Below are 23,789 nucleotides of genomic sequence, written 5' to 3'. Positions count from 1 at the left end.
GCGTTACGCGGCCTGTGCGGGGATCGACTGGTTGGTGTGGGTCAGGCGGTTGTCGCGGTCGACATACACGCACATCGGCTTGAACTTGGCCGCCTCGGCCTCGTCGCACTGGCCGTAGGCCGCGATGATGACGAGGTCGCCCGGCTGCGCGAGGTGCGCGGCGGCGCCGTTGACGGAAATCGTGCCGCTGCCCTCTTCCGCGCGGATCGCATAGGTCACGAAGCGCGTGCCCTGGTTCACGTTCCAGATGTGGATCTGCTCGTACTCGCGGATGCCCGAGATGTCGAGCAGGCGGCCGTCGATCGCGCAGGAGCCTTCGTAGTGCAGCTCGGCATGGGTGACCGTCGCACGGTGGATCTTGGCCTTCAGCATGTTCAGGAGCATGGCGGCGAGCTCGTCCCGCAGGCTGCGGGCACTGGAAAACATGAAGTCTAGCAGCGCATGGCGCGCTGCAACATCAGCCGTTCAGGCGGCGGCGGGCCGCTCGAATTCCAGGTTGTCGATGAGCCGCGTGCGGCCGAGCCGTGCGGCGATGAGTGCGACCAGCGCGGTGTCGGCCGACGTCGCGTCCACCAGGTCCCGGCGACGGACGACCGCGTAGTCGACGTCGAAACCGGCACCGCGCAGGCGACGCGTGGCTTCGGCCTCCACGGCGTCATAGGGCTGGCCACCGATCGTCGCATCGCGCATCGCCTGCAGCGCCCGGTGGATCTCGGCCGCACGCGGACGCTCGTCGGCCGACAGGTACTGGTTGCGCGAACTCATGGCGAGGCCGTCGGGTTCGCGGACTGTTGTCGCCGCCACGATCTCCACCGGGAACGACATCTCGCGCGCCATGTAGCGGATCACCGCGAGCTGCTGATAGTCCTTGCGGCCGAACAGCGCGACGTCGGGCTGCACCTGCAGCAACAGCCGCGCGACGACGGTCGCCACGCCGTCGAAATGTCCGGGTCGATGTGCGCCTTCGAGCACGTCGGTGACACCGGGAACCCGCACCTGCACGGCATTGCCCGCGCCGAACGGGTACATGGTTTCGACGTCCGGCATCCACAACACGTCGCAGCCGGCGTCACGAAGGCCGGCGACGTCCTGGTCCGGCGTGCGCGGATAGCGCGCGAAATCCTCGTTCGGCCCGAACTGCGTGGGATTCACGAACACGCTGGCGACGACGCGATCGGCGTGCTCGCGCGCCTGGCGCACCAGCGAGAAGTGCCCCGCGTGCAGGTTGCCCATCGTCGGAACGAAGGCAAGGCGTTCGCCTGCGCGCGCCCAGCCGCGCACCGTGTCGCGCAACTGCGCGAGGTCGTTGACGACGTGGGTCATCGCTCAGGCGTATCCGTGTTCGGGCGCAGGGAACGTGCCATCGCGTACTTCGCGCACATAGGCTTCGAACGCACCCGAGATGCTGCCGCCGACGGCGAGAAAATCCTTCACGAAACGCGGCGAGCGGCCGTGGCGAAGGCCGAGCATGTCGTGCAGTACCAGAACTTGACCTGTGCAGTCGGGCCCCGCGCCAATGCCGATGGTCGGGATCGACAACGCTGCGGTGATGCGCGCGGCAAGCGCACTCGGCACGCATTCGAGCACGAGCATCGTCGCGCCCGCGGCTTCGACCGCCTGCGCATCCGCGAGCAGCTTTTCCGCGGCGTCGTCGGTCTTGCCCTGCACCTTGTAACCGCCGAGGCGCAGCACCGACTGCGGCGTCAACCCGAGATGCGCGCACACCGGGATCTCGCGTTCGACGAGATGGCGAATGACATCCAGCTTGAAACCCGCGCCTTCGATCTTGACCATCGATGCGCCGGCGCGCAGGAACTGCGTCGCCGCTTCGAGCGCGGCTTCCGGCGTCGCATCCGACTGGAACGGCATATCGGCGATCAGGAAGGCGCGGCGCAATCCGCGCGCCACGCATCCCACGTGGTATTCGATCGCCCGCGTCGTCACCGGGATGGTGCTGCGACGTCCCTGCACCACCATGCCGAGCGAATCGCCGACCAGCACCGTATCGACCCCCGCGGCATCGATCGCGCGCGCGAAACCGGCGTCGTAACAGGTGAGCATGGTGATGCGGCGGCCTTCTTGGCGCGCCTGCAGCAACTGCGGGAGGGTTACAGGCGACGTCGTGTCGCCGGCGTTGGTCGCGTACATGGGCCTAGCGTAGCGCTTCGATGTCGGCGGTCGCCACGCGCCCGCGCAACGCTGCGACCGGCCCGTGGCCCGGAATGTCGAGTGCGGGCGCGATCTCGGCCAGCGGCACGAGCACGAACGCCCGCTCGTGAAGATGCGGATGCGGGACGCGCAGGCCGTCCTCGTCGATAACGGCATCGCCATAGAGCAGCAGGTCGAGATCGAGCTCGCGCGGCCCCCAGCGCCGCGCCGTGCGACGGTCGCGCCCGGCGTCGCGTTCGAGCTGCAGCAGCCCGGCCAGCAGCTGTTGCGGCGTCAGCATCGTCACGACCTTCGCGACCGCGTTGACGAAATCCGGCTGCTCGGTCACGCCCCAGGCGGGCGTGCGGTAGAGGCTGGATCGCGCGACCACCTCGATGCCTCCATGCGCATCCAGACGATCGAACGCCAGGCAGATCGTTGCAGCGGCGTCACCGATGTTCGCGCCGAGCCCGATGTAGGCCTCGACGGGCGGGCTCACTCGGCGCCACCCACCGTGCGGCGTCGCCGACGCCTGCGACGCGGGCGTTCGCCGGAGTCGTCCTGCGCCTCCGCGTCCTCCGCGTGGCCGACCGCGGCGTCCGGATGATGCTGGGCCTCGCGCCAGAACTCGACGTCGGCGCTGTGCTCCTCCGACGCGGTCAGCCGCAGCACGAGGAAATCGAACGCGGCGCGGAAACGCGGATGCGACAACAAGCGGAACACGCGGCGACGCTGGCGCTGCGAGAACCGCGTCTGCAACAGCCAGATTTCCTGCATCGGCAGCGTAAACCGGCGCGGCAGCGCGATCACGTCCATCTGGTGCAGCGTGACGCGATCGGCCGCGCGTTGCTGCGCTTCAGGCGCGTTCACGCCATCGGCCTGCAGACGCGCGAGCGCGCGGCAGTACGCGGGCCACAGCAGCAACGCGAACAGGAACGCAGGCGACACCGGTTCCTCGGCCGCGACGCGCGCATCGGTATCGGCCAGCCCCTTGAGCACCATGCGGCGAAGCGCACCGCTGCGGTTCGACTGCAGTGCGGCCGCGGCCTCCGGGAACAGCACCGGCAACAGTTCGTGGGCTTCGAGGCCGAGGAAGCTCTGCACGGCGTGGCCGGACAGGAACAGCTTCAGGCATTCCTCGAACAGGCGTGCGGGCGCCGCTTCGCGCAGCAGCGGCGCGAGTCGCGGAATCGGTTCGGCGGTCGCGGCCTCGATGGTGAAACCGAGCTTCGCCGACAGTCGCACCGCGCGCAGCATGCGCACCGGGTCTTCGCGATAACGACGCTCGGGATCGCCGATCAACCGGAGGATGCGCGCCTGCACATCGGCAAAGCCGCCGACGTAATCGCGAATGGAGAAGTCTTCGATCGAGTAGTACAGCGCGTTCGCGGTGAAGTCGCGACGCACCGCGTCTTCCTCGATGGTGCCGAACACGTTGTCGCGAACGACCTGTTCGACTTCGTGCGCTTCGACGTCGTCGTCGACCGGCTGGTTCGCACGGAACGTGGCGACCTCGATGATTTCGCGACCGAACACGACATGCGCAAGGCGGAAGCGGCGGCCGATCAGGCGGCAGTTGCGGAACAGTCCGCGCACCTGTTCGGGCGTCGCATCGGTGGCGATGTCGAAGTCCTTGGGATGACCGCCGATGAGCAGGTCGCGCACGGCGCCGCCAACGAGATGGCCACCAAAGCCCGCCTCGCGAAGCTTGTAGAGCACGCGCAGGGCATTCGGGCTGATGTCGCGTCGCGAAACGTTGTGCGAGTCGCGCGGAATGATCGTCAGGGCAGCGTCGGAATCGTCGGTCATCAGCGGGCGGCGCCGCGAAGTGGAGAGGTCGGCCCATTGCCGCGGGACAGTGAGCCCGCCTATACTACCAGCCGCGCAGGACGGAGCTTCCAGCGCATTCTCTTGCTCCCTTCGTCTAGAGGCCTAGGACGTGGCCCTCTCAAGGCTAAAACACGGGTTCGAATCCCGTAGGGAGCGCCATACAACACGGTCCGGCGCACAGGTTCGAGTCGCGACAGGCCACACCGCCAACCCGTGCAGCGATGCGCGGGTTGTTTCGTTTAAGCGTCGGGAAATGATTCCGACACGTCATACGGAAGCGCCAACATGCCCTTCGTCGTCACCGAGAACTGCATCAAGTGCAAGTACACCGACTGCGTTGAAGTCTGCCCGGTCGATTGTTTCCGCGAGGGCCCGAACTTCCTCGTGATCGATCCGGACGAGTGCATCGACTGCACGTTGTGCGAGCCGGAATGCCCCATCAACGCGATCTATCCGGAAGACGACGTTCCGGCCGGGCAGGAATCGTTCATCGCGCTCAACGCCGAGCTGTCGAAAGCCTGGCCGGCGATCACCGCGCGCAAGGACGGCATGCCCGACGCGAAGGACTGGGAAGGCGTGCCGGACAAGCTGCCGATGCTCGAACGCTGAGCCGGCGCGACATCGCGACGCAAACAGAACGGGCGCCCGAAGGCGCCCGTTTCTACATCCGCCGACGTATGCGTTACGGCGCGAGCGCAGCCTTGAGCGCACCGACCAGGCGGCGCGCGGCTTCGCCCGTGGCCGGCAGGCCACGCGGATCGACCGCCGACACGTACGTGCCGCCCTCGCCCGCCGCGACGCGAACGAGGAAGTTGGAACCGCTGTAGTCGACGTCGTACGCACCGATCAGCGGCGCGCGATTTGCGATCGTCAGGCCGGGAACGCCGGCGAGCGCTGTGCCGACGCGCGCGAACACGTCGTCACGCGTGCCCTGCACGGTGAAGCCGAGTGCCGACGACTGCGCGGCCGCCTGCTGAGTACCAGATGCCGTGGCGCTTGCGGTCGTCGGGGCCGTGGTTGCGGATGCGTCGAGATCCGGCGGCACTTCGAGCGGACGCGAGTCCGGCGAGCCGGCGTAAAGCTTGTCCGAGCCGTGGTGGAACCAACTGCACCCCGAGGCGGTAGCGACGATCGCGACGGCCAGCAGCGAGGTGCGGGCGAAAACAGACAGCTTGGACATGAAGACTCCGGGTTCAGGCCGCGATGGCGTCGCGGCAGGCGGTTTCGAGCTGTTGGACGACGCCGGCGAAACGCGTCGCGGCGTCGGCGTGGACGGCCGACAGCTCCGTCAGAGGCAGGCGCAGGCCGTGGCCGATGCCGAGTCGCGACAGGATCGCCTTGACCGGAATCGGGTTCGGCTCCACGCCGAGGAAGTCGTAGAGGTCGGCGAGCTGCGCGTCGATCTCGTCCGTGCGCGCATCGCGCGAACGCGCTGCGTCGCACAGGCGACGGAACATGCCCGGGACGACATTCGACGCGACGGAGATCACGCCGTCAGCGCCCTGCAGCATGGCGCGCGCAGCAGTGGGATCGTCGCCGGTCAGCACCGCGAAGTTGTCGTCGCGCAGCGCAAGCAGCGCGGTCATGCGCTCGGGCTCGCTCACGGCTTCCTTGATGCCGACGATGCGGGGATGCCCGGCGAGTTCGGCGACGGTCTGCGGCTGCATGTCGCAGCCGGTGCGTCCGGGTACGTTGTAGAGGACGACCGGCAGCGCGGCGTCGTTGGCGACCGCGCGGTAATGCGCCACCAGGCCGGCCTGCGTAGGCCGCACATAGGGCGGCGTGACGACGAGCGCGGCATCGGCGCCTAGCGCGGCGGCGCGGCGCGTCAATTCGATGGTTTTCAGCGTGTTCGACAGCCCGGTACCGGCGAGCACCGGAATGCGCCCGCCGACGGTTTCGACCGCGGTACGCAGGAGAAGGTCGTACTCCGGGTCGAGCAGCGCGGCGGCCTCGCCGGTGGAACCGGCGACCACGACCGCCTGGGTGCCGGCGTCGAGCTGCATGCGCAGCAGCCGCTGCCAGGCGTCGATGTCGAGTTCGCCGGACGCGTCGAAGGGCGTCGCCAGCGCGGTGATGCTGCCGCTCAGTCGCAAGGAAGGCCTCCGCGGAACGCGGAAAAGTCGTGGGGACGCGCAGTATGCGCGTCCCGGATGTTACTTGCGGCGAAAAACCGGCGGCAAGTATCCTGTCGGGCCGCGGATCGCGGCCTCCCGCCGGCGTTTCTGCCGGGTCCCCACCCCTTCATCGCAGGCGCCGCCTTGACCGACACCGCTGCCCGGCCGTCGCCGAACGAAAACTACCTGCTGATCAACGCGTACACGGTGCACCCCGCGTCGCCGTTGCTGATGGTCACGCGTCGCATCGCCGACAGCGGTTGCAACATGGTCGACGCGCGCCTCTCCACCGTCGGCCGCGACGTCTCGGTCACCGCGCTCGCCGTCGGCTCGTGGGACGCCGTCGCCAAGCTCGAGGCCATGCTGACGCGCCTGGAGCGCGAAGAAGGCCTGAAGCTCGTGTGGTACCGCACCGGCCCGAAGCCCGTGCAGTCGAGCCTGTTGCCGTACGTCGTCGAGGTGGTCGCCGCCGACAAGGCCGGCATCCTGTTCCAGCTCGCCGATTTCTTCGACCGCCAGGGCATCACCATCGAAACCCTGCACTGCTCGCGCTACCGCGCCATGCAGACCGGCGCGGACATGTTCTCCGCGCAGCTCACCATCGGCGTGCCATCGAGCATGCATATCGCGGCCCTGCGTGACGATTTCCTCGAGTTCTGCGACCACCTGAACCTCGACGCGATCATGGACCCGATGAAGTTCTGAGGCGCGCCATGGCGATCGATACCGGCGACATCGTTCCTGACCTGGATCTCGCGCTGTCGAGCGGGCAGACGCGTCGCCTGTCGAGCTATCGCGGCCGCTGGCTGGTGCTCTACTTCTATCCGAAGGACAGCACGCCGGGCTGCACGACCGAAGGCATCGACTTCAACGCATTGCTCGCTGATTTCGACGCGGCCGACGCAACGATCCTCGGCGTGTCGCGAGACTCGCTGAAATCGCACCAGAACTTCTGCGCCAAGCAGGGTTTCAAGTTCGACCTCGTCAGCGACGCCGACGAATCGGTGTGCAATGCGTTCGACGTCATCAAGCCGAAGAAGCTCTACGGCCGCGACTATGTCGGCATCGAGCGCAGCACCTTCCTGATCGACCCGACGGGCCGCGTGGTCCACGCCTGGCGCCCGGTGAAGGTGCCCGGCCACGCCGACGCCGTGCTGGCGAAGCTCCGCGAGCTCCAGGCCGCCTGATCGGCTTCTCGTGTCATCTGCGCGGCGGTATGGTGCAGGTGTCGCGCGCGACCGGCGCGCATCACGGAGCGGCAGATGACGGCAGGCAAGCGGATCTACGTGCTGGACACCAACGTCCTGATGCACGACCCGACCGCGCTGTTCAGGTTCGAGGAGCACGACGTCTACCTGCCGATGCAGGTGATCGAGGAACTCGACCGGGGCAAGAAAGGCACCTCCGAAGCCAGCCGCAACGCCCGCCAGGCGAGCCGCTACCTCAACGAACTGATCCAGTCCGCCGGGCACGAGGCCCTCGTCGCCGGTGTCGCCCTCGTCCAGCCCGAGGGGCTGAACCTGCGCGGCGTGCAGAAGATCGGCCGCCTGCGTTTCCAGACCCGGCCTGACGAGGCGTCCGCGCGCTTCGGCGCGGCGATCGCCGACAACGCGATCCTCGGCGCGGTCGAAGCGCTGCAGGGCCGCGAGCCCGGCACCGAAGTCGTGCTGGTGTCGAAGGACATCAACCTGCGCATCAAGGCCGCGATCGCCGGCCTGCTGTCGGAGGACTACGAGAACGACCGCGCGCTGTCCGACCTCGACCTGCTCTACACCGGCGTTACCGCGCTGCCCGAGGACTTCTGGCAGCGCCACGGCAAGGGCATGCGGTCATGGACCGAGCGCGGCCGCACGTACTACGAAGTCGGCCGTGTCGACGGCGACGACTGGTACGCCAACCAGTTCCTGCACCTGCCAGGCGACGAGGACGCCGAACTGCGAGTCGTCGATGTCGACGACGACCGCGTGCGCCTGCAGATCGTCGACGACTTCCGCTCGCCGCAACACGCCGTGTGGGGCATCCACGCGCGCAATCGTGAGCAGAACTTCGCGCTCAACGCGCTGATGAATCCGGAAGTCGACTTCGTCTCGCTGCTCGGCACGGCCGGCACCGGCAAAACGCTGCTTGCACTCGCCGCGGGCCTCGCGCAGACGATGGACCAGCAGATCTACCGCGAGATCATCATGACCCGCGCGACGGTGAGCGTCGGCGAAGACATCGGCTTCCTGCCCGGCACCGAAGAAGAAAAGATGACGCCGTGGATGGGTGCGCTGACCGACAACCTCGAAGTACTCACCAGCAACCAGGAAGGCGGCAGCTGGGGGCGCGCGGCGACCAACGACCTGCTCGCATCCCGCATCAAGATCCGCTCGATGAACTTCATGCGCGGCCGCACGTTCCTGTCGCGTTACGTGATCCTCGACGAGGCGCAGAACCTCACGCCCAAGCAGATGAAAACGCTGATCACGCGCGCTGGCCCGGGCACGAAGATCGTCTGCCTCGGCAACCTCGAGCAGATCGACACGCCTTATCTGACTGAAACGACGTCCGGTCTCACGTACGTCGTTGACCGCTTCAAGGCGTGGCCGCACAGCGCGCACATCACGCTGCGTCGCGGCGAGCGTTCGCGGTTGGCGGACTTCGCTTCCGACGTGCTGTGACGGTCTCGGTCCTCACGATCGCCGGATCGGATTCCGGCGGCGGCGCGGGCGTCCAGGCCGATCTCAAGACGTTCGCCGCGCATCGCGTTCATGGCCTGAGCGCGATCGCCGCGTTGACCGCGCAGAACACACGCGGCGTCACCGGCGTCGCAGTGACGGACCCGGCGTTCATCGCCGAGCAGATCGATGCCTGCTTCGCGGACTTCGACATACGCGCGGTGAAGCTCGGGATGCTGGCGAACGCGGAGGTCATCCATGCGGTGGCCGACGCGCTCGAACGCCAGCATCCGGTGCCCGTCGTGGTCGATCCGGTGATGGTCGCCACGTCCGGCGCGTCACTGCTCGAACCAGCCGCGGTCGGCGCCCTGCTCGATCGCCTGCTGCCGATGGCTGCGGTGCTCACGCCCAACGTGCCGGAAGCGGAAGTACTGCTTGCCCGGCACATCATCGATGTCGACGACGCACTCGAAGCGGCGCAACGACTGATCGCGCGCGGTTGTCGGAGCGTCCTGCTGAAGGGCGGACACCTGCGCGGCGACGGGCCGGTGGTCGACACGCTCGCGATGCCCGGCGGTCGCATCGAGCGCTTCGAGCACGCACGACTCGACGCACGCGCGCACGGCACAGGTTGCACGCTCGCCTCCGCGATCGCAGCGGAGCTCGCGGTGGGGCATTCGCTCGCGGTCGCCTGCTCACGCGCGACCGATTACGTGCATCGCGCGCTTGCGCTCGGCTACAGGCCGGGGCGAAGCGATGTCACCGTGCTCGACCATTTTGGCGCGGCGAGATGAGCATCGAGGTGCGTTGGGCGCCCGTCGTCGCGACGGATGGGCATCGGTGGGAGGCTCTGGTCGCGAGTGGCGAGCGCGTCGATCGTTGCGTCGTCTGGTTGCCCGCGCTCGGCGTGCCGGCGCGCAGCTACGAGCCGTTCGCGCGTGAACTGGCGTCGCGCGGAGTCGCCGTGGTCGTGCACGAATGGCGCGGCTTCGGCAGCAGCTCGCTGCGTGCGTCGCGCTCGACGGACTGGGCCTATCGCGAACTTCTCACCGTCGATGTTCCCGCCACGCTGGATGCCGCGCGAACCCTGTTCGATCGCGTGCAGATTGTCGGCGGACACAGCCTCGGTGGGCAGCTTGCGAGCTGCACGCAGGCACTCACTGACAACGCGGCCGATGAGCTTTGGCTGGTCGCGAGCGGGGCACCGTACTGGCGGGCGTTTCCACGTCCACTGCGTTTCGGGCTGCCGGTTGCGTATCGGTTGCTGCACGCACTTGCGCAGTTGTTCGGCGCCCTCCCCGGCCGGCGCATCGGCTTCGGTGGCAATGAAGCGCGCGGCGTGATCCGCGACTGGTCGCGCACGGCGCTCACCGGTCGCTACGCGGCGCCCGGCGTCGGGGATCTCGAGCCGGAGCTCGCGCGGGTGACGTCGCCGCTGTACGCCGTACTGTTCGAAAGCGACTGGCTGGCGCCGCGATCGTCGCTGGACTACCTGATCGCGAAGATGCGACCGTCATCGGTCAGCGTTACGCACCTCGATGCGACGGCATTAGGCGCGGACGACGATCACTTCGCATGGATGAAAGCGCCTGCGACCGTCGTCGGCGCGCTGGTCGACGCGCGCAGACGCTAGCCCGCACGCTCGCCGTTCGACTCTTTTCAACGCGACGCCGCGATTCCGCACGACGCGAAACGCCGGGCCCGCGCGCGATACAACACCACCGAACGCATAAACAAAAGGACCGACAGTTTCCTGTCGGTCCTTTTGCTTTATATGGCGCGCCCGGAAGGATTCGAACCTCCGACCCCCAAGTTCGTAGCCTGGTGCTCTATCCAGCTGAGCTACGGGCGCGTAGTCGAAAAATTATGACGTTCGATGCAATGTTCGTCAACGCTTTTCGATGATGATCGCGGACGTTTTACCGCGATCGTTTGCCACTCGCGTGGCAGGTGCAACTGGCGGAGACGGAGGGATTCGAACCCTCGATGGAGCTTTTGACCCCATACTCCCTTAGCAGGGGAGCCCCTTCGGCCTCTCGGGCACGTCTCCGGGTTTTCTCACAGCGTTCGCTGCGAGGCCGGGGATGTTAACGCCCCGGCCGCAAAGCGGCAATCGTCAGGCTTGCGTTCCGTCGGTTGCTTCGTCGCGCACGTCGCCGCCACGCTGGATTCGCTGGTAGATCTCTTCGCGGTGAACCGCGACGTCCTTCGGTGCGGTGATACCGATCCGCACCTGGTTTCCCTTCACGCCGAGCACGGTGACGGACACCGAGTCGCCGATCATCAGGGTTTCGCCGACGCGACGCGTCAGGATGAGCATTACGACCTCCTTGATCCGGCATCTCCGCCGGGCGCGCGGCCTTTGCCGCGCACAATATTTGGACACAAACGCCCGCCATGGTAGCGAGCGGCCATTTCATGCCGCAAGGAAGCGGTTCACACTCCTGCAGCGGCAGTACGTTCCTTTACGAGTCCGGCCACCCCGGCAAGCGCGGCGCCGAGCGCGGGACCATCGTCGCCCCCGCCCTGCGCCATGTCCGGACGACCGCCACCCTTGCCGTTGATCTGGCGCGCCACCTGCCCGAGCAGGTCGCCCGCCTTCACCGGACCGAGCGCGCGCCCGCCGACGCCCGCGACGAGCGACGCCTTGCCGTCCTGCACGCCCGCAAGAACAACAACGGCATCGCCCAGCTGTTGCTTGAGTCGATCGACGGCGTCGCGTAGCGCCTTCGCGTCGAATCCTTCCAGACGCGCCGTGACGACCTTGATGCCGTCGACGTCAACCGCGGACGACGCCAGGTCGGCCGTCGCACCCGATGCGGCCTTCGCCTTCAATGATTCGAGCTCGCGTTCGAGCCGACGCTGGCGATCGATCAGCGAACGCAACTTGTCCGCCACCTCGGCGCGCGGCGCGCCCACCAGGCGCGCTGCCTCGTCGAGGCGATGCAGCTCGGACGCGACGTAATCCAGTGCACCCTGCCCCGTCACCGCTTCGATGCGGCGAACGCCCGCGGACACGCCGCCTTCCGACAGTATCTTGAAGATGCCGATGTCGCCGGTGCGAGACACATGCGTGCCGCCACACAGTTCCGTCGACGTTCCACCCATGCGCAACACGCGAACGCGATCGCCGTACTTCTCGCCGAACAGCGCAAGCGCGCCGAAATCGAGGGCTTCCTGCATGCCCATGTGATGCACTTCGGCCGCGTGGTTCGCGCGGATCTCCGCATTGACCTGACGCTCGACTTCCGCGAGTTCCTCGGCGGTCATCGGCTGGAAATGCGAGAAGTCGAAGCGCAGGCGATCCGGCGCCACCAGCGAGCCTTTCTGCTGGACGTGCTCGCCGAGCACGCGACGCAGCGCGGCGTGCAGCAGATGCGTCGCCGAATGATTGAGCACGGTCGCCGCACGGCGCGCGCCGTCGACCGAACCCATCACGCGGTCGCCGCGCGACAGCTGGCCCGCTTCCAGTGCGCCCACATGGCCATGGAACTGGCCAGCGAACTTCAGCGTGTCGCGCACCAGAAAGCGCACGCCCTTCTCGTCGAGTTCGCCCGCGTCGCCAACCTGGCCGCCACTTTCGGCGTAGAACGGCGTGCGATCGAGGATGACGACAGCCTCGTCGCCAGCGTCGATCGACTCGACCGGCCGGCCATCCTTGAGGATCGCGAGCACCTGAAGGCCACCATCGACGAGCTTGTCGTAGCCGAGGAATTCCGTCGGCGGGAGCTGCGCGGCGAGCTCGGCCGACAGCGTGGTCGTGCTGCCGAACTTGCCTGCCGCGCGCGCACGGTCGCGCTGCTCGGTCATCAGGCGCTCGTAGTCTTCCATCGCCGACGGTTCGAGCTCCGCACCGTCCCGCTCACGGACGATGTCGGCGATGAGATCGGGCGGGCAACCGTAGGTGTCGTGCAGCTGGAAGAGCTGCTCACCGTCGATGCGGCCGTTGTTGCGCGACAGATAGCCTTCGAGACGCTGCATGCCGGCATCGAGCGTCTGCGCGAACGCGGCTTCTTCCGCTTTCAGCGCGCGCTCGACGAACTCGCGCTTGTCGGCGATCTCGGGATACGCGTCGGCCATCACGTCGACCAGCGGCGCGACCATCTTCCAGAACGTGCCGTCGGCGGTGAGGCCGTTGAGTTTCCAGATATGGCGGATGGCGCGGCGGATGATGCGGCGGAGCACGTAGCCGCGACCCTCGTTCGACGGCAGCACGCCATCGACGATCAGGAACGAACAGGCGCGGATGTGATCGGCGATGACGCGCAGCGATTTGTTGTCGAGATCCGTGCGATCGGTGAGCTTCGCCGCGGCACCGATCAGGTGGCGGAAAATGTCGATCTCGTAATTGCTGTGCACGTGCTGCAGCACGGCGGCCATGCGCTCGAGGCCCATGCCGGTGTCGACGCACGGCGCCGGCAGCGGCACCAGCGTGCCGTCGGGCTGACGGTCGAACTGCATGAAGACGTTGTTCCAGATCTCGATGTAGCGATCGCCGTCCTCATCGGGCGAACCCGGCGGGCCGCCGGCGACGTGTGGGCCGTGGTCGTAGAAGATCTCGGTGCACGGGCCGCAGGGGCCGGTGTCGGCCATCTGCCAGAAGTTGTCCGACGCGTACGGCGCGCCCTTGTTGTCGCCGATTCGCACGATGCGGTCGACCGGCAGGCCCATCTCGCGATGCCAGATGTCGAAGGCTTCGTCGTCGGTGTGATACACGGTGACGAGCAGACGCTCGGGCGGCAGCTTCCAGACCTGCGTGAGCAGTTCCCACGCCCAGGCGATCGCGTCCTTCTTGAAGTAGTCGCCGAACGACCAGTTGCCGAGCATCTCGAAGAACGTGTGGTGGCGCGCGGTGTAGCCCACCTGGTCGAGGTCGTTGTGCTTGCCGCCGGCGCGCAGGCAGCGCTGGACGTCCGCCGCACGAACGTAGCCCGGCTTCTCGCTGCCGAGAAACACGTTCTTGAACTGGACCATGCCCGAGTTTGTGAACAGCAACGTCGGGTCGTTGGCGGGGACGAGCGGGGCCGACGGAACGATCGTGTGGCCCTTGCTGCGGAAGAATTCGATGAAATCGCTGCGGATTTCGGACGTGGTTTTCATGCGGACGCGGATTCGGTGTGGACGTCGTGCAGCCGGGCGGCCGCCGGAGGGCGGCCAGCGGGCGCTGGGAGGACTTCGAAGAGTAGCAGGCGGAGCGCTGGCGGACGCGGCCGCCCGTGGACCAGTCAGTCTTCGGTCGTGAAACGTGTCGCCACGCGGACGACGTCACCCGGAAACCCGCGGCGGAGCAGGTAATCGGCCGCCTTGCGCTCGCGGAGGCGGCGGTCGTCGATGCGGCCGAACCGGCGGACGACGAGGTCGCGGGCGATCTCGGTCCAGTCGCCTTCGAAGTCATCGAGCACGGCTTGGCGCAGTTCGGCCGGGAGGTCATGCGTGCCCAGCTCCGCACGGATGTGCAGCGGGCCGTAGCCGCCGGACGCCCGGCTGCGGACCAGGCTTTCCGCGAATCGACGATCGTCCTGCCAGCCGGCCTCGACCAGTTTGCCGACCGCGGCGTCGACCTCCGCAGTATCGACGCCACGCGTCACGAGCTTGCGGGTGAGCTCCTTGCGCGAGTGCTCACGACGCGTGAGAAGGCCCAACGCACGTTGCATCGCAGTGGCGGGCTTGCGCTCGCGCCTTGCGCGCTTGCCCGTCTCGGCGTCCGTGCCGAACAGGCTTTCGTAGGCGGGGCCGGTGTCGAGGATGTCGCCGGACGGCGCGGTCGCTTCTGCATCTGCGTCGGACACCGGTGGCTCGGCACCGGATGCGTCGGATGGAACGATCGATGCAGCGGACTGCGCTCGTAGCTCGTCATGCGCGCCGTCTACGTGCTCGCGAACCTGTCCCCTCCGCTGAGCCGGGGCCGGCCCGCTTCGCCCGTGAGCGCTGGCGCTTCCTCGAGCATCGACACCGCGAACACCCGAAGCCTCGCGACTCGCGATCGCACGCGGCCGGTCGCGGTCGCGCGTAGTGGCCTCCCCCTGCGCGCACGACGGAGAGGTCGTCTGCCGACGCCCGCCTTGCGGCATCGTGCCCCCGTCGAAATCTTCGGGCGAAAAAAGATCCGAAAGTCGGACGATGCCTAGAGGCGCCACTTCTCGACTGGAACGCGCATACGACTCGGCCCCGGGGTCGTCGCCCGGGGCCGTTTCACGATCACGTGGAGGACGTGGCCGCTTCATCGCATCGATCAGGCATCCGCCTCGGCTTCCGCCGGGTTGATTTCCTGCGGGACGAACTTCTCGCGAAGCGCCGCCTCGAGCTTCTGCGCCATCGCCGGGTTCTCTTTGAGGAACTGACGGGCGTTTTCCTTGCCCTGGCCGATGCGCTCACCGTCACAGCTGTACCAGGCGCCCGACTTCTCGACGAGCTTCGCGTCAACGCCCATGTCGATCAGTTCGCCTTCGCGCGAGATGCCTTCGCCGTAGAGGATTTCGGTGACGACCTGCTTGAACGGAGGCGCCAGCTTGTTCTTGACGACCTTGATGCGGGTCTGGTTGCCGATGATCTCGTCGCCCTTCTTGATCGAGCCGATGCGACGGATGTCGAGGCGCACCGACGCGTAGAACTTCAGCGCGTTGCCGCCGGTCGTCGTTTCGGGGCTCTGGCCCGGCATCATGATGCCGATCTTCATGCGCAGCTGGTTGATGAAGATCACCAGCGTGTTCGAGCGCTTGATGTTGCCGGTGAGCTTGCGCAGAGCCTGCGACATCAGGCGGGCCTGCAGACCGGGAAGCTGATCGCCCATCTCGCCTTCGATTTCCGCCTTCGGCGTCAGCGCGGCGACGGAGTCGATGACGACCATGTCGACCGCGTTCGAACGCACCAGCATGTCGGCGATTTCAAGCGCCTGCTCGCCGGTGTCGGGCTGCGAGAGCAGCAGGTCGTCGACGTTGACGCCGAGCTTGGCCGCGTAGATCGGATCGAGCGCGTGCTCGGCGTCGATGAACGCAGCGGTGCCACCCTTCTTCTGGCACTCGGCGATCGCCTGCAGCGTCAGCGTGGTCTTGCCCGACGATTCCGGACCGTAGATCTCGACGACCCGGCCGCGCGGCAAACCGCCGATGCCGAGTGCGATATCGAGCATGAGGGAACCCGTGCCGACGATCTCGACGGCCTCCACTGCGCGATCGCCCATGCGCATGACCGACCCCTTGCCGAACTGCTTCTCGATCTGACCGAGGGCCGCTGCAAGTGCGCGCTTCTTGTTCTCGTCCATTGATGGGTTCCTGGTGCTCATGTGTGTAGGAAGACTCTAGAGGCCGCGCATCGCATGCATTGAGACGATCGCATCGGCAGATGAACTGTGCGACGAGTGGTCGCACACGAGGATCGGACGACGCGTACGGCGGCCGTAGGAATTTGCCGCGTGATCAGCCGAATGCTTCGATGACGGGCGTCGTCGGCGAGGTCGCCTTGACCAGCCCGATCGCGTATTCGCAATCGAACTTGCTGACGTAGCCTTCGGAACTGTCCGCAATGATTTCGCCGCTTTCGGCAACGAGCCGCCAGCGCCATTGGAACGACTGCAACAGCGGATTCGCACTGTAGATTTCAAACTTCATGGGACACCTCAACGATTCGGACGCACGAGGCCGCAGTACAGGCCTTCGATGGCGAAGTCCTGATCAGGCGTGACTTCGATCGGATCGAAATCGGGATTGCGCGGCAGCAGGCGGATGCGGTCCTTCGCGATCTTCAGGAGCTTGACGGTGATCGCGTCATCGACTCGGGCGACGACGATCTGTCCCGATCGCGCCTCGTTCGTGCGATGCACGCCGATGAGGTCGCCGTCGAAGATGCCCTCGTCGCGCATCGAATCGCCCTTTACCCGAAGCAGGTAGTCGGGCGACGGGGCGAACAGGTTCTTGTCCAGCAGGATCATGTCGTCCGAGCCGATGTCGGCACCGATCGGCAAACCCGCGGCGACCTGGCCGAGCACCGGCAGCTGCAGCATGTCGGACGCATTCGCGGCCGGCCGGCCGGGCGTCGCGACCAGGCGGATGCCACGCGCCTGCCCCGGCACCCGGCGGATCGCACCGGCCTGCTCGAGCGCCTGCAGGTGGTACTGGGCCGCGCGGACGCTGCTGAAACCGAAGACCTGGGCGATCTCCGTCTGCGACGGCGGGACGCCGTCGGCCTCGATGCGCTCGGCGATCATTTCGAGGATCGCCTGCTGGGTGTCGGTGAGGTTCATTAGTAGCAATACTACTAACTGGGCCGCACACCGCAAGACCGTTCGTCAGGCGGCGAGTTCGACCAGGCCGGCCAAGGCAGCGGCGACGGTCTGGCGTCGAACGGCCTCGCGATCGCCTTCGAAGTGGTGCACGGAGGCATGCGGATAGCCGCCGCGCCGCTTCCAGGCGATCCAGACGGTGCCCACGGGTTTACCGGGTGCCGCCCCGGTCGGCCCGGCGATGCCCGTCACCGCGACGGCCAGGGTCGCCGCCGAGTGCACCAGCGCGCCGGACACCATCTCGACCACCGTCTCCCGGCTCACCGCGCCGTGTTCTTCCAGCGTGTGGGGATTGACGCCGAGCATCGCCTGCTTGGCCTCGTAGCTGTAGACGACCATCCCGCAGTCGAACCACGCCGACGAGCCAGCAAGGTCGGTCAGCGTCTTGGCGATCCAGCCGCCCGTGCAGCTCTCGGCCGTCACCACGGTGAGCCGGTGGTCGAGCGCCGCGCTGGCAAGGGTTTCGCCGAGTCGGCGGAGGTCGTCGTCGGTAGGAAAGTCCATGCGCCCATTATGGCCGGCCGGTCGCGGGCATACTGTCGCCCCGCCGGGCCCGAGCCCGCCCCGCCCGACCGAAGTCCGCCGTGCCCGAAGCCAGCGCCGACGCCCGTTCCGCCGACGCCCACACCCCGCTGATGCGCCAGTTCTTCGCCGCCAAGGCGGAGCATCCGGACGTGCTGCTGTTCTTCCGCATGGGCGATTTCTACGAGCTGTTCTACGACGACGCCCGCAAGGCGGCGCGCCTGCTCGACATCACCCTGACGCAACGTGGCAGCTCGGCCGGCCAGCCGATCCCGATGGCGGGCGTGCCGCATCACTCGGCCGAAGGCTATCTGGCGCGCCTCGTCGCGCTCGGCGAGTCGGTCGCCATCTGCGAGCAGATCGGCGATCCGGCGCTGGCCAAGGGCATCGTCGAGCGCAAGGTGGTCCGCATCGTCACGCCGGGCACGGTGACCGACGAAGCGCTGCTGGACCAGCGTCGCGACACGCTGCTTCTCGCGGTCGCGCGCGGCAAGACCGGCTGGGGGCTGGCCTGGGCCGACCTCGCCGCCGGGCGCTTCCTCTGCAACGAGGTCGCGAACGAAGATCTGCTCGACGCCGAGATCGCGCGCCTCGATCCCGCCGAGGTGCTGTACCCCGACGACGACTCCCTGCCCGCCTGCGTCGCGACACGCACCGGCCTGCGCCGCCGCGCGCCCTGGTTGTTCGACCTCGACAGCGGTCGTCGCCAGCTGCTGCGCTTCTTCGACGTGCACGACCTCACAGGATTCGGCATCGACGATCGCCCGCTCGCAGTCGCCGCTGCCGCCGCGCTGCTCGGCTATGTCGAGGAAACGCAGAAGCAGCGCCTGCCGCACCTGACGTCGATCTCGCTGGAATCGGGCGACGGCGCGATCGCGATGAACGCGGCCACGCGCCGCCATCTGGAACTCGACACACGCGTCGACGGCGACACGCGCCATACGTTGCTCGGCATTCTCGATTCGACGGTCACGCCGATGGGCGGGCGCCTGCTGCGCCGCTGGCTGCATCGCCCCCTGCGCGATCGCGACGCGCTGCGCCTGCGCCACAACGCGGTGGCGACGCTGATCGATACCCGCACCGATGACCACCTTCGCGACGACCTGCGTGCGGTCGGCGACATCGAACGCATCCTCGCCCGCGTCGCGCTGCGCAGTGCGCGCCCGCGCGACCTCTCGACGCTGCGCGATGCGCTCGCGATGGCGCCCGCGCTGCGCGAACGCCTCGCCCCGCTCGACGCGCCGCGGCTGCAGGCGCTGCGCGATGAACTCGGTGAGCACGATGCGATCGCCGCGCACTTGGCCGAAGCGATCGTCGCGCAACCGCCCGTGCTCGCGCGCGACGGCGGCGTGTTCGCCGAAGGCTACGACGCCGAGCTCGATGAACTGCGTCGCCTGTCCACGAACGCCGACCAGTTCCTTATCGATCTCGAGATACGCGAGCGCGAGGCCACGGGCATTCCGACCCTGAAGGTCGGCTACAACCGCGTGCACGGCTACTTCATCGAGATCAGCAAGGGCCAGGCTGCACGCGCACCGACGCATTACACGCGCCGGCAGACCCTGACCGGCGCCGAGCGCTACATCACCGAGGAACTCAAGCAGTTCGAAGACAAGGTGCTGAGCGCGCGCGAACGTTCGCTGTCGCGCGAGCGGCTGCTGTACGAGCAGCTGCTCGACGTACTCAACGAGCATCTTGCACCGCTCAAGCATTGCGCTGCCGCTCTGTCCGAACTCGACGTGCTCGCCGGTTTCGCCGAGCGCGCGCAGGTGCTGGACTGGTCGCAGCCCGAGCTCGCCGAGCATCCTGGCATCCGCATCGAACGTGGCCGGCATCCGGTGGTGGAAGCCGTGCGCGACGCACCGTTCGAGCCGAACGACCTGATCCTCGACTGCGCGCCGGACCACGTCGGCCGACGCATGCTCGTCATCACCGGCCCGAACATGGGCGGCAAGTCGACCTACATGCGGCAGAACGCGCTGATCGTGTTGCTCGCACACATCGGCAGCTTCGTGCCGGCGTCGACCGCGGTGATCGGCCCGATCGACCGGATCCTTACCCGCATCGGCGCGGGCGACGACCTGGCGCGCGGGCAGTCGACCTTCATGGTCGAGATGGCGGAGACCAGCTACATCCTCCACCACGCCACCGATCGCTCGTTGGTGCTGATGGACGAAATCGGTCGCGGCACGTCGACCTACGACGGCCTCGCGCTGGCCGAAGCCTGCGCGCGCCACCTCGCGCAGGCCAATCGCGCGTACACGCTGTTCGCGACGCACTACTTCGAACTCACGCGCCTCGCCGAGCCCGGCAGCGGCATCGCCAACGCGCATCTCGACGCGGTCGAGCACGGCGACAAGCTGGTGTTCATGCACGCGGTGAAGGATGGGCCGGCCGATCGCAGCTTCGGCCTGCAGGTTGCGGCGCTGGCCGGCCTGCCGAAGGCAGTCGTCGCGCAGGCACGTGCACGGCTGGCGGAACTCGAACAGCAGCGGCCGGACGACGCGCGTGCGCCCATGACGGCGGCGACGCTCGATACGCCGCAACAGTTCGGCCTGTTCGCGCCGTCCTCCGCCGCCATCGACGCGCTTGCGGGCCTGGACCCGGACGAACTCACGCCCAAGCAGGCGCTGGAAGCGCTCTACCGGCTGCGTTCGCTGCTGTAGGCGTCAGGCCGCGGCATCCGCGGCAACGGTCGCCCGGCGTGGCCGATACAGCACGCGACGCCACACCGGCAGCGTAATCATCGCGAGAGGCGCGAAGAACGGCACGAACTGCGCGACCGCCAGCGCGCACAGCGATGCCGCGATCGTCGCGACGCCGCGTGCGCGGATGTAGCGCGCGTCCTCGTCGCTCGTCGTTGGCGCGCGCATCGACGGCGCCACCGCCAGCGTGTTGACCCGCAGGTTCAACACGGCGATCACCAACATCCACGACCAGTACAGCGATGCCGGCACGCGCGCGCCGGCGTACTCCGCCATGAACGCGGTGACGAAGGGCATGAACGCGACCGCGCCGAGCAGCATCAGGTTCCACGAGAGGATGCGCGGCGAATAGCGCGACGCAAGCGCGAACGCGCGGTGATGACCCATCCAGAACGCGCCGATCACCCCGAAGCTCACGAAATAGCCGACAAGGTTCGGGATCAATCGCGCCAGCGCGATCCAGTAGGCGCCATCGCCCGCCGTCCGACTCACCTCAGGTACGTGCACCTCGATGACGAGCAGCGTGATCGCGATCGCGAACACCGCGTCCGAAAAGAACACCATGCGCTCGAGCGCGTGGTCCGTGTCCTGGCTCATGTCGTGCTCCCCGTTTCGCGCATTGTTTGCGCCGCGACGCCGTGCGGCAAGCGCGGCCCACGAGGTCCTGACGAAACCCTCACGACGCATCCATGAGCCGCGTGGCTGACTCACGGTGTCCGCACCGGAGATCCTCCATGAACGGCCCTCTCTACGACGACCTTCTCGACCAGCTTCGCGGCACGCCGGCGCGCCAGCTCGGCGATCGCCTTGGCATTTCCCCGGCGGTAGCGTTGCAGGCTGCGGCCACCGCCCTGCCCGTGCTTCTGGGCGCGATGCATCGCAACACCCGTGCGCCCGACGGCGCGAACGCCCTGCTCTCCGCGCTGGAATTCGATCATCGCGGCGTCGACCCGACCAACGCGCTCGGCAACGCGCTCGCCGGCGGCGGTGCGGGCGCGGCCATCCTCGGCCACCTGTTCGGTGATCGCCACGATGCCGCCGCCGATGCGGTCAGCCAGGCCACCGGTCTCGACGGCAGCCGGTCGTCGATGCTGCTGCGCGTTCTCGCGCCGGTGGTGATGGCCTACCTGGCGCGTCGCCTCTTCACACCGCGCGAGGCAGATGGTGCCAACACGCCCAGCGCATCGCCCGAAGGCCTACACGCTGCGCTCGAGCAGGAGGTCAGCTCGCTGCACGCGACGTCCGAGCCCCACCACGGCCTGCTGGCATTCCTCGACCGCGACCATGACGGAGACGTCGACCTCGCAGACTTCGGCGCGGGCGACGCAACCAACGCATTGCCGGTGCAGACCGCCGAAATGCGGAGCCCGCGGCCACTGATCTGAATCGGGTGACGCGCGGCAGGGCCGCTCGCGCGATCAGGCGGCGTCGATGTCGCCCAATGCGCGAATGAGTCGGCGCGCGCGCTTGTCGGGACGTTGCTCGGGCGCGCGATAGCCATCCCGCAAGGCAATGCGTTCGGCGCGAACCTGTTCGCGGCGCTGTCGCGACTCGTCGGTCTCGGCGTACAGCGCCTGCGCGACGGGTGCCGCGCCACGCTCATCGCTAAGCCCGAGCACGTCGACGTCGAAGCGCTCGTCGCCGCGAACGATGCCGAGGTGGTCGCCGACACGCACCGCGCGCGATGCCTTCGCTCGCTGGCCGTCGATCTCCACGCGACCGGTTTCGATCGCCTGCTTGGCAAGCGAGCGCGTGCGGAAGAACCGCGCGGCCCACAGCCATTGGTCGAGTCGAACGGTTACGGTGGGTTCGGTCATGCGTGTGGCAGTGCTCATGCTGGCTTGGACTGCGATTGCGAGACGGAGAAGGCGCTCAACCGACCACGGTCCGCGGCAGCCGCATCGAAACAGATGGCTACCAGTTACGTTGCGGCCGACGAGCGTGGCGTCCCGCTGCGCGCGTGAGCGCGTCGCCGCCCTCAGCCGGATCTGCGGCCGAACTACCCGAATGCAATGCACGCGGCAGCTGAGCGGCACGGACGCGGTCCAGCAACCTGCATCGATAGCGAATGCAGTGATGCAAATGCAAACGGCCGCCCGAAGGCGGCCGTCGCAGGAAGCGCTGCGCGGATTACTGCTGCGAAGCGGCGGCGGCTGCGGCGGCCGTAGCCTTCGCCTTCGCGTTGCCGGCCAGGTCTTCCTTGATGCGCGCCTTCTTGCCCTGCAGGCCGCGCAGGTAGTACAGCTTGCCGGCGCGGACCTTGCCGCGGCGCTTCACGTCGACCGAGTCGATCGTGGCGCTGTGCGTCTGGAACACGCGCTCGACGCCGAAGCCGTGCGAAATCTTGCGGACGGTGAACGACGAGTTCAGTCCGGCGTTCTTGATGCCGATGACCACGCCTTCGTACGCCTGGACGCGCTCGCGGTTGCCTTCCTTGACCTTCACGTTGACGACGACGGTGTCGCCCTGGCTGAAGTCGGGAAGCTTGCGGGTGATCTGCTCGGCTTCGAAATTCTGGAGGAGCGTATTGAGGGACGGCTTGTTCATTGGCTTGGGCCTGTTGGTTTCGTTGTAGAGCCGCGAGTGCGCGTGGACCCGCGTGCCGGCATCGGTGGAGCGAAGCCCGCAATTCTAGCGGGAATTTTCCTTGCGTGGCTAGGGGTTAGCCGGTTTCCGGACTGGCGGCGGCCGGATCGGCCGTCAGCGGGGCGGTGTCCGCGACGGTCGCCACGGACTGCCCGTACAGCCGCAGCAGCTCCGCGTCCTTCTTTGAGAGCGCCCGACCCTCCAGCAGGTCCGGCCGGCGCTCGGCCGTGCGTCCCAACGACTGCATCCTGCGCCACCGGGCGATCCGGGCGTGGTCGCCGGACAGCAGTACGTCGGGCACGGCGCCCAGCTCATGTTCGACCGGCCGGGTGTAGTGCGGACAGTCGAGAAGTCCGTCCTCGAAGCTGTCCTGCGCTGCGGATTCGGCGTCGTTGAGTGCCCCGTCCTGCAGGCGTGCGATGGCGTCGACGACCACTGCCGCGGCCAGTTCGCCGCCCGACAGCACGTAGTCGCCGATCGAGATTTCCTCGTCGACTTCCGCGCGGATCAGGCGCTCGTCGACGCCTTCGTAGCGGCCGCACAGCAGGATCAGTCGCGGTTCGCCCGCGAGCCGCCGGACCGTTTCCTGATCGAGCCGGCGGCCCTGCGGACTCATGTAGACGACCCGCGCCGCGCCGTCGCCAGCCGCGCGGGCGGCGTCGAGCGCGCGGCGCAGCGGATCGATCAGCATCACCATGCCGGGGCCGCCGCCGAACGGGCGGTCGTCCACGCGGCGGTAGTTGCCCTCGGCGAAATCGCGGGGATTCGTGCCGTGGAGCGACAGCAGGCCCCGCTCGACAGCCCGCCCGACCACGCCGAACGCCGCGCATTGCGCGACGAACTCGGGGAACAGGCTGACGACGTCGATGCGCATTGCGTATCCGGCTGTGGGCGTCGATGGAGCGGTTGCGGGGATCGCCGTCGCAGCCGCGGAGCGATCCGTGCG

At 67.7% G+C, this 23,789-nt stretch carries 25 protein-coding genes, 3 tRNA genes and 1 pseudogene; 9 read left to right on the top strand and 20 right to left on the bottom strand.

Annotated features, from left to right (window positions below; all coding sequences use genetic code 11):
• Positions 1–3: 3 nt before the first annotated feature.
• The 5 genes and pseudogenes from panD to pcnB all read right to left on the bottom strand — a co-directional run.
• Positions 4–384, bottom strand: a complete 381-nt coding sequence (gene panD / locus ACKTTN_RS07850) for an aspartate 1-decarboxylase (RefSeq protein WP_027082941.1) — start codon at positions 382–384, stop codon at positions 4–6.
• Between the two features lie 81 nt (positions 385–465).
• The gene (gene panC, locus ACKTTN_RS07845) at positions 466–1,323 is read right to left on the bottom strand and encodes a pantoate--beta-alanine ligase (protein ID WP_407909304.1); all 858 of its coding nucleotides are present in this window, start codon (positions 1,321–1,323) and stop codon (positions 466–468) included.
• A gap of 3 nt (positions 1,324–1,326) precedes the next feature.
• Positions 1,327–2,148: a 3-methyl-2-oxobutanoate hydroxymethyltransferase gene (gene panB / locus ACKTTN_RS07840; RefSeq protein WP_407909303.1), complete on the bottom strand. Its 822-nt coding sequence runs from the start codon at positions 2,146–2,148 to the stop codon at positions 1,327–1,329.
• A 4-nt stretch (positions 2,149–2,152) separates the two neighbouring features.
• Complete coding sequence (folK, locus tag ACKTTN_RS07835; protein ID WP_407909302.1) at positions 2,153–2,647, bottom strand: 2-amino-4-hydroxy-6-hydroxymethyldihydropteridine diphosphokinase; 495 nt, start codon at positions 2,645–2,647, stop codon at positions 2,153–2,155.
• Positions 2,644–3,933, bottom strand: a pseudogene (gene pcnB / locus ACKTTN_RS07830) (polynucleotide adenylyltransferase PcnB); the annotation flags it as partial. The gene folK and the pseudogene pcnB, both read right to left, overlap by 4 nt.
• Before the next feature lie 128 nt (positions 3,934–4,061).
• Here pcnB and ACKTTN_RS07825 point away from each other — a divergent pair.
• Both ACKTTN_RS07825 and fdxA read left to right on the top strand, forming a co-directional pair.
• Positions 4,062–4,137 (top strand) — tRNA-Glu (locus tag ACKTTN_RS07825).
• A 126-nt stretch (positions 4,138–4,263) separates the two neighbouring features.
• Complete coding sequence (fdxA, locus tag ACKTTN_RS07820; protein ID WP_407909301.1) at positions 4,264–4,587, top strand: ferredoxin FdxA; 324 nt, start codon at positions 4,264–4,266, stop codon at positions 4,585–4,587.
• A gap of 73 nt (positions 4,588–4,660) precedes the next feature.
• Here fdxA and ACKTTN_RS07815 read toward each other — a convergent pair whose 3' ends face one another.
• Both ACKTTN_RS07815 and dapA read right to left on the bottom strand, forming a co-directional pair.
• Positions 4,661–5,158, bottom strand: a complete 498-nt coding sequence (locus tag ACKTTN_RS07815) for a hypothetical protein (protein WP_407909300.1) — start codon at positions 5,156–5,158, stop codon at positions 4,661–4,663.
• Between the two features lie 13 nt (positions 5,159–5,171).
• Complete coding sequence (gene dapA, locus ACKTTN_RS07810; RefSeq protein WP_407909299.1) at positions 5,172–6,074, bottom strand: 4-hydroxy-tetrahydrodipicolinate synthase; 903 nt, start codon at positions 6,072–6,074, stop codon at positions 5,172–5,174.
• A gap of 165 nt (positions 6,075–6,239) precedes the next feature.
• Here dapA and ACKTTN_RS07805 point away from each other — a divergent pair, with 165 nt between their 5' ends.
• The 5 genes from ACKTTN_RS07805 to ACKTTN_RS07785 all read left to right on the top strand — a co-directional run bounded on the left by ACKTTN_RS07805 (position 6,240) and on the right by ACKTTN_RS07785 (position 10,385).
• Entirely contained in the window at positions 6,240–6,800 is a 561-nt protein-coding gene (locus ACKTTN_RS07805; protein ID WP_027082933.1) for a glycine cleavage system protein R, read from the top strand.
• Between the two features lie 8 nt (positions 6,801–6,808).
• Positions 6,809–7,282 carry a peroxiredoxin gene (locus tag ACKTTN_RS07800; protein ID WP_407909298.1) on the top strand — a complete coding sequence of 158 codons (474 nt, stop codon included), beginning with the start codon at positions 6,809–6,811 and terminating at the stop codon, positions 7,280–7,282.
• A 75-nt stretch (positions 7,283–7,357) separates the two neighbouring features.
• The gene (locus tag ACKTTN_RS07795) at positions 7,358–8,755 is read left to right on the top strand and encodes a PhoH family protein (protein ID WP_407909297.1); all 1,398 of its coding nucleotides are present in this window, start codon (positions 7,358–7,360) and stop codon (positions 8,753–8,755) included.
• Positions 8,752–9,546 (top strand): bifunctional hydroxymethylpyrimidine kinase/phosphomethylpyrimidine kinase, encoded by a 795-nt coding sequence (gene thiD / locus ACKTTN_RS07790; RefSeq protein ID WP_407909296.1) that lies wholly within the window; start codon positions 8,752–8,754, stop codon positions 9,544–9,546. The genes ACKTTN_RS07795 and thiD overlap by 4 nt, the downstream gene beginning before the upstream one ends.
• On the top strand, positions 9,543–10,385 hold the full coding sequence (locus ACKTTN_RS07785) for an alpha/beta hydrolase family protein (RefSeq protein WP_407909295.1): 843 nt from the start codon (positions 9,543–9,545) through the stop codon (positions 10,383–10,385). Before thiD ends, ACKTTN_RS07785 begins: the two co-directional genes overlap by 4 nt.
• Positions 10,386–10,527: 142 nt before the next feature.
• On the opposite strand, the gene ACKTTN_RS07780 is transcribed toward ACKTTN_RS07785, so the two are convergent.
• The 9 genes from ACKTTN_RS07780 to ACKTTN_RS07740 form a co-directional block, all read right to left on the bottom strand.
• Positions 10,528–10,604: transfer RNA gene (locus ACKTTN_RS07780), tRNA-Arg, on the bottom strand.
• A 105-nt stretch (positions 10,605–10,709) separates the two neighbouring features.
• A tRNA-Ser gene (locus tag ACKTTN_RS07775) sits at positions 10,710–10,802 on the bottom strand.
• 66 nt (positions 10,803–10,868) lie between these two features.
• A complete protein-coding gene (csrA, locus tag ACKTTN_RS07770; protein ID WP_407909294.1) occupies positions 10,869–11,072 on the bottom strand; it encodes a carbon storage regulator CsrA in 204 nt (67 codons plus the stop codon).
• A gap of 116 nt (positions 11,073–11,188) precedes the next feature.
• Positions 11,189–13,852 carry an alanine--tRNA ligase gene (alaS, locus tag ACKTTN_RS07765; RefSeq protein ID WP_407909293.1) on the bottom strand — a complete coding sequence of 888 codons (2,664 nt, stop codon included), beginning with the start codon at positions 13,850–13,852 and terminating at the stop codon, positions 11,189–11,191.
• A 125-nt stretch (positions 13,853–13,977) separates the two neighbouring features.
• Positions 13,978–14,406: a regulatory protein RecX gene (locus ACKTTN_RS07760; RefSeq protein ID WP_407910040.1), complete on the bottom strand. Its 429-nt coding sequence runs from the start codon at positions 14,404–14,406 to the stop codon at positions 13,978–13,980.
• 578 nt (positions 14,407–14,984) lie between these two features.
• Positions 14,985–16,013 carry a recombinase RecA gene (recA, locus tag ACKTTN_RS07755; RefSeq protein ID WP_407909292.1) on the bottom strand — a complete coding sequence of 343 codons (1,029 nt, stop codon included), beginning with the start codon at positions 16,011–16,013 and terminating at the stop codon, positions 14,985–14,987.
• Positions 16,014–16,167: 154 nt separating this feature from the next.
• A complete protein-coding gene (locus ACKTTN_RS07750) occupies positions 16,168–16,359 on the bottom strand; it encodes a YegP family protein (RefSeq protein ID WP_407909291.1) in 192 nt (63 codons plus the stop codon).
• An 8-nt stretch (positions 16,360–16,367) separates the two neighbouring features.
• On the bottom strand, positions 16,368–16,991 hold the full coding sequence (lexA, locus tag ACKTTN_RS07745; protein WP_407909290.1) for a transcriptional repressor LexA: 624 nt from the start codon (positions 16,989–16,991) through the stop codon (positions 16,368–16,370).
• Between the two features lie 45 nt (positions 16,992–17,036).
• Positions 17,037–17,534 (bottom strand): CinA family protein, encoded by a 498-nt coding sequence (locus ACKTTN_RS07740; protein WP_407909289.1) that lies wholly within the window; start codon positions 17,532–17,534, stop codon positions 17,037–17,039.
• Positions 17,535–17,665: 131 nt separating this feature from the next.
• Here ACKTTN_RS07740 and mutS point away from each other — a divergent pair, with 131 nt between their 5' ends.
• A complete protein-coding gene (gene mutS / locus ACKTTN_RS07735) occupies positions 17,666–20,218 on the top strand; it encodes a DNA mismatch repair protein MutS (protein WP_407910039.1) in 2,553 nt (850 codons plus the stop codon).
• 3 nt (positions 20,219–20,221) lie between these two features.
• Here the strand turns inward: mutS and ACKTTN_RS07730 are convergent, their stop codons facing one another.
• The gene (locus ACKTTN_RS07730) at positions 20,222–20,854 is read right to left on the bottom strand and encodes a TMEM175 family protein (RefSeq protein WP_407909288.1); all 633 of its coding nucleotides are present in this window, start codon (positions 20,852–20,854) and stop codon (positions 20,222–20,224) included.
• A gap of 137 nt (positions 20,855–20,991) precedes the next feature.
• Between ACKTTN_RS07730 and ACKTTN_RS07725 the strand changes: the two genes are divergently transcribed.
• The gene (locus tag ACKTTN_RS07725) at positions 20,992–21,642 is read left to right on the top strand and encodes a DUF937 domain-containing protein (protein WP_407909287.1); all 651 of its coding nucleotides are present in this window, start codon (positions 20,992–20,994) and stop codon (positions 21,640–21,642) included.
• A 33-nt stretch (positions 21,643–21,675) separates the two neighbouring features.
• Here the strand turns inward: ACKTTN_RS07725 and ACKTTN_RS07720 are convergent, their stop codons facing one another.
• The 3 genes from ACKTTN_RS07720 to trmD form a co-directional block, all read right to left on the bottom strand.
• Entirely contained in the window at positions 21,676–22,074 is a 399-nt protein-coding gene (locus ACKTTN_RS07720; RefSeq protein ID WP_407909286.1) for an RNA-binding S4 domain-containing protein, read from the bottom strand.
• Positions 22,075–22,387: 313 nt separating this feature from the next.
• Positions 22,388–22,804 carry a 50S ribosomal protein L19 gene (gene rplS / locus ACKTTN_RS07715; protein WP_407909285.1) on the bottom strand — a complete coding sequence of 139 codons (417 nt, stop codon included), beginning with the start codon at positions 22,802–22,804 and terminating at the stop codon, positions 22,388–22,390.
• 115 nt (positions 22,805–22,919) lie between these two features.
• The gene (gene trmD / locus ACKTTN_RS07710) at positions 22,920–23,717 is read right to left on the bottom strand and encodes a tRNA (guanosine(37)-N1)-methyltransferase TrmD (protein WP_407909284.1); all 798 of its coding nucleotides are present in this window, start codon (positions 23,715–23,717) and stop codon (positions 22,920–22,922) included.
• Between the last annotated feature and the right edge of the window lie 72 nt (positions 23,718–23,789).

Source organism: Lysobacter claricitrinus (genome assembly GCF_045866565.1).
Taxonomy (GTDB): Bacteria; Pseudomonadota; Gammaproteobacteria; order Xanthomonadales; family Xanthomonadaceae; genus Cognatilysobacter; species Cognatilysobacter claricitrinus.
This window is presented reverse-complemented; position numbering and strand designations above follow the sequence as displayed.

Bases quoted from the DNA above. Each gene is read 5' to 3' on its own strand.
- panD (WP_027082941.1), bottom strand. From the start codon at position 384: ATGCTCCTGAACATGCTGAAGGCCAAGATCCACCGTGCGACGGTCACC.
- panC (WP_407909304.1), bottom strand. From the start codon at position 1,323: ATGACCCACGTCGTCAACGACCTCGCGCAGTTGCGCGACACGGTGCGC.
- panB (WP_407909303.1), bottom strand. From the start codon at position 2,148: ATGTACGCGACCAACGCCGGCGACACGACGTCGCCTGTAACCCTCCCG.
- fdxA (WP_407909301.1), top strand. From the start codon at position 4,264: ATGCCCTTCGTCGTCACCGAGAACTGCATCAAGTGCAAGTACACCGAC.
- ACKTTN_RS07815 (WP_407909300.1), bottom strand. From the start codon at position 5,158: ATGTCCAAGCTGTCTGTTTTCGCCCGCACCTCGCTGCTGGCCGTCGCG.
- ACKTTN_RS07800 (WP_407909298.1), top strand. From the start codon at position 6,809: ATGGCGATCGATACCGGCGACATCGTTCCTGACCTGGATCTCGCGCTG.
- ACKTTN_RS07795 (WP_407909297.1), top strand. From the start codon at position 7,358: ATGACGGCAGGCAAGCGGATCTACGTGCTGGACACCAACGTCCTGATG.
- ACKTTN_RS07785 (WP_407909295.1), top strand. From the start codon at position 9,543: ATGAGCATCGAGGTGCGTTGGGCGCCCGTCGTCGCGACGGATGGGCAT.
- csrA (WP_407909294.1), bottom strand. From the start codon at position 11,072: ATGCTCATCCTGACGCGTCGCGTCGGCGAAACCCTGATGATCGGCGAC.
- alaS (WP_407909293.1), bottom strand. From the start codon at position 13,852: ATGAAAACCACGTCCGAAATCCGCAGCGATTTCATCGAATTCTTCCGC.
- ACKTTN_RS07760 (WP_407910040.1), bottom strand. From the start codon at position 14,406: ATGCAACGTGCGTTGGGCCTTCTCACGCGTCGTGAGCACTCGCGCAAG.
- recA (WP_407909292.1), bottom strand. From the start codon at position 16,013: ATGGACGAGAACAAGAAGCGCGCACTTGCAGCGGCCCTCGGTCAGATC.
- ACKTTN_RS07750 (WP_407909291.1), bottom strand. From the start codon at position 16,359: ATGAAGTTTGAAATCTACAGTGCGAATCCGCTGTTGCAGTCGTTCCAA.
- lexA (WP_407909290.1), bottom strand. From the start codon at position 16,991: ATGAACCTCACCGACACCCAGCAGGCGATCCTCGAAATGATCGCCGAG.
- ACKTTN_RS07740 (WP_407909289.1), bottom strand. From the start codon at position 17,534: ATGGACTTTCCTACCGACGACGACCTCCGCCGACTCGGCGAAACCCTT.
- mutS (WP_407910039.1), top strand. From the start codon at position 17,666: ATGCGCCAGTTCTTCGCCGCCAAGGCGGAGCATCCGGACGTGCTGCTG.
- ACKTTN_RS07730 (WP_407909288.1), bottom strand. From the start codon at position 20,854: ATGAGCCAGGACACGGACCACGCGCTCGAGCGCATGGTGTTCTTTTCG.
- ACKTTN_RS07725 (WP_407909287.1), top strand. From the start codon at position 20,992: ATGAACGGCCCTCTCTACGACGACCTTCTCGACCAGCTTCGCGGCACG.
- ACKTTN_RS07720 (WP_407909286.1), bottom strand. From the start codon at position 22,074: ATGACCGAACCCACCGTAACCGTTCGACTCGACCAATGGCTGTGGGCC.
- rplS (WP_407909285.1), bottom strand. From the start codon at position 22,804: ATGAACAAGCCGTCCCTCAATACGCTCCTCCAGAATTTCGAAGCCGAG.
- trmD (WP_407909284.1), bottom strand. From the start codon at position 23,717: ATGCGCATCGACGTCGTCAGCCTGTTCCCCGAGTTCGTCGCGCAATGC.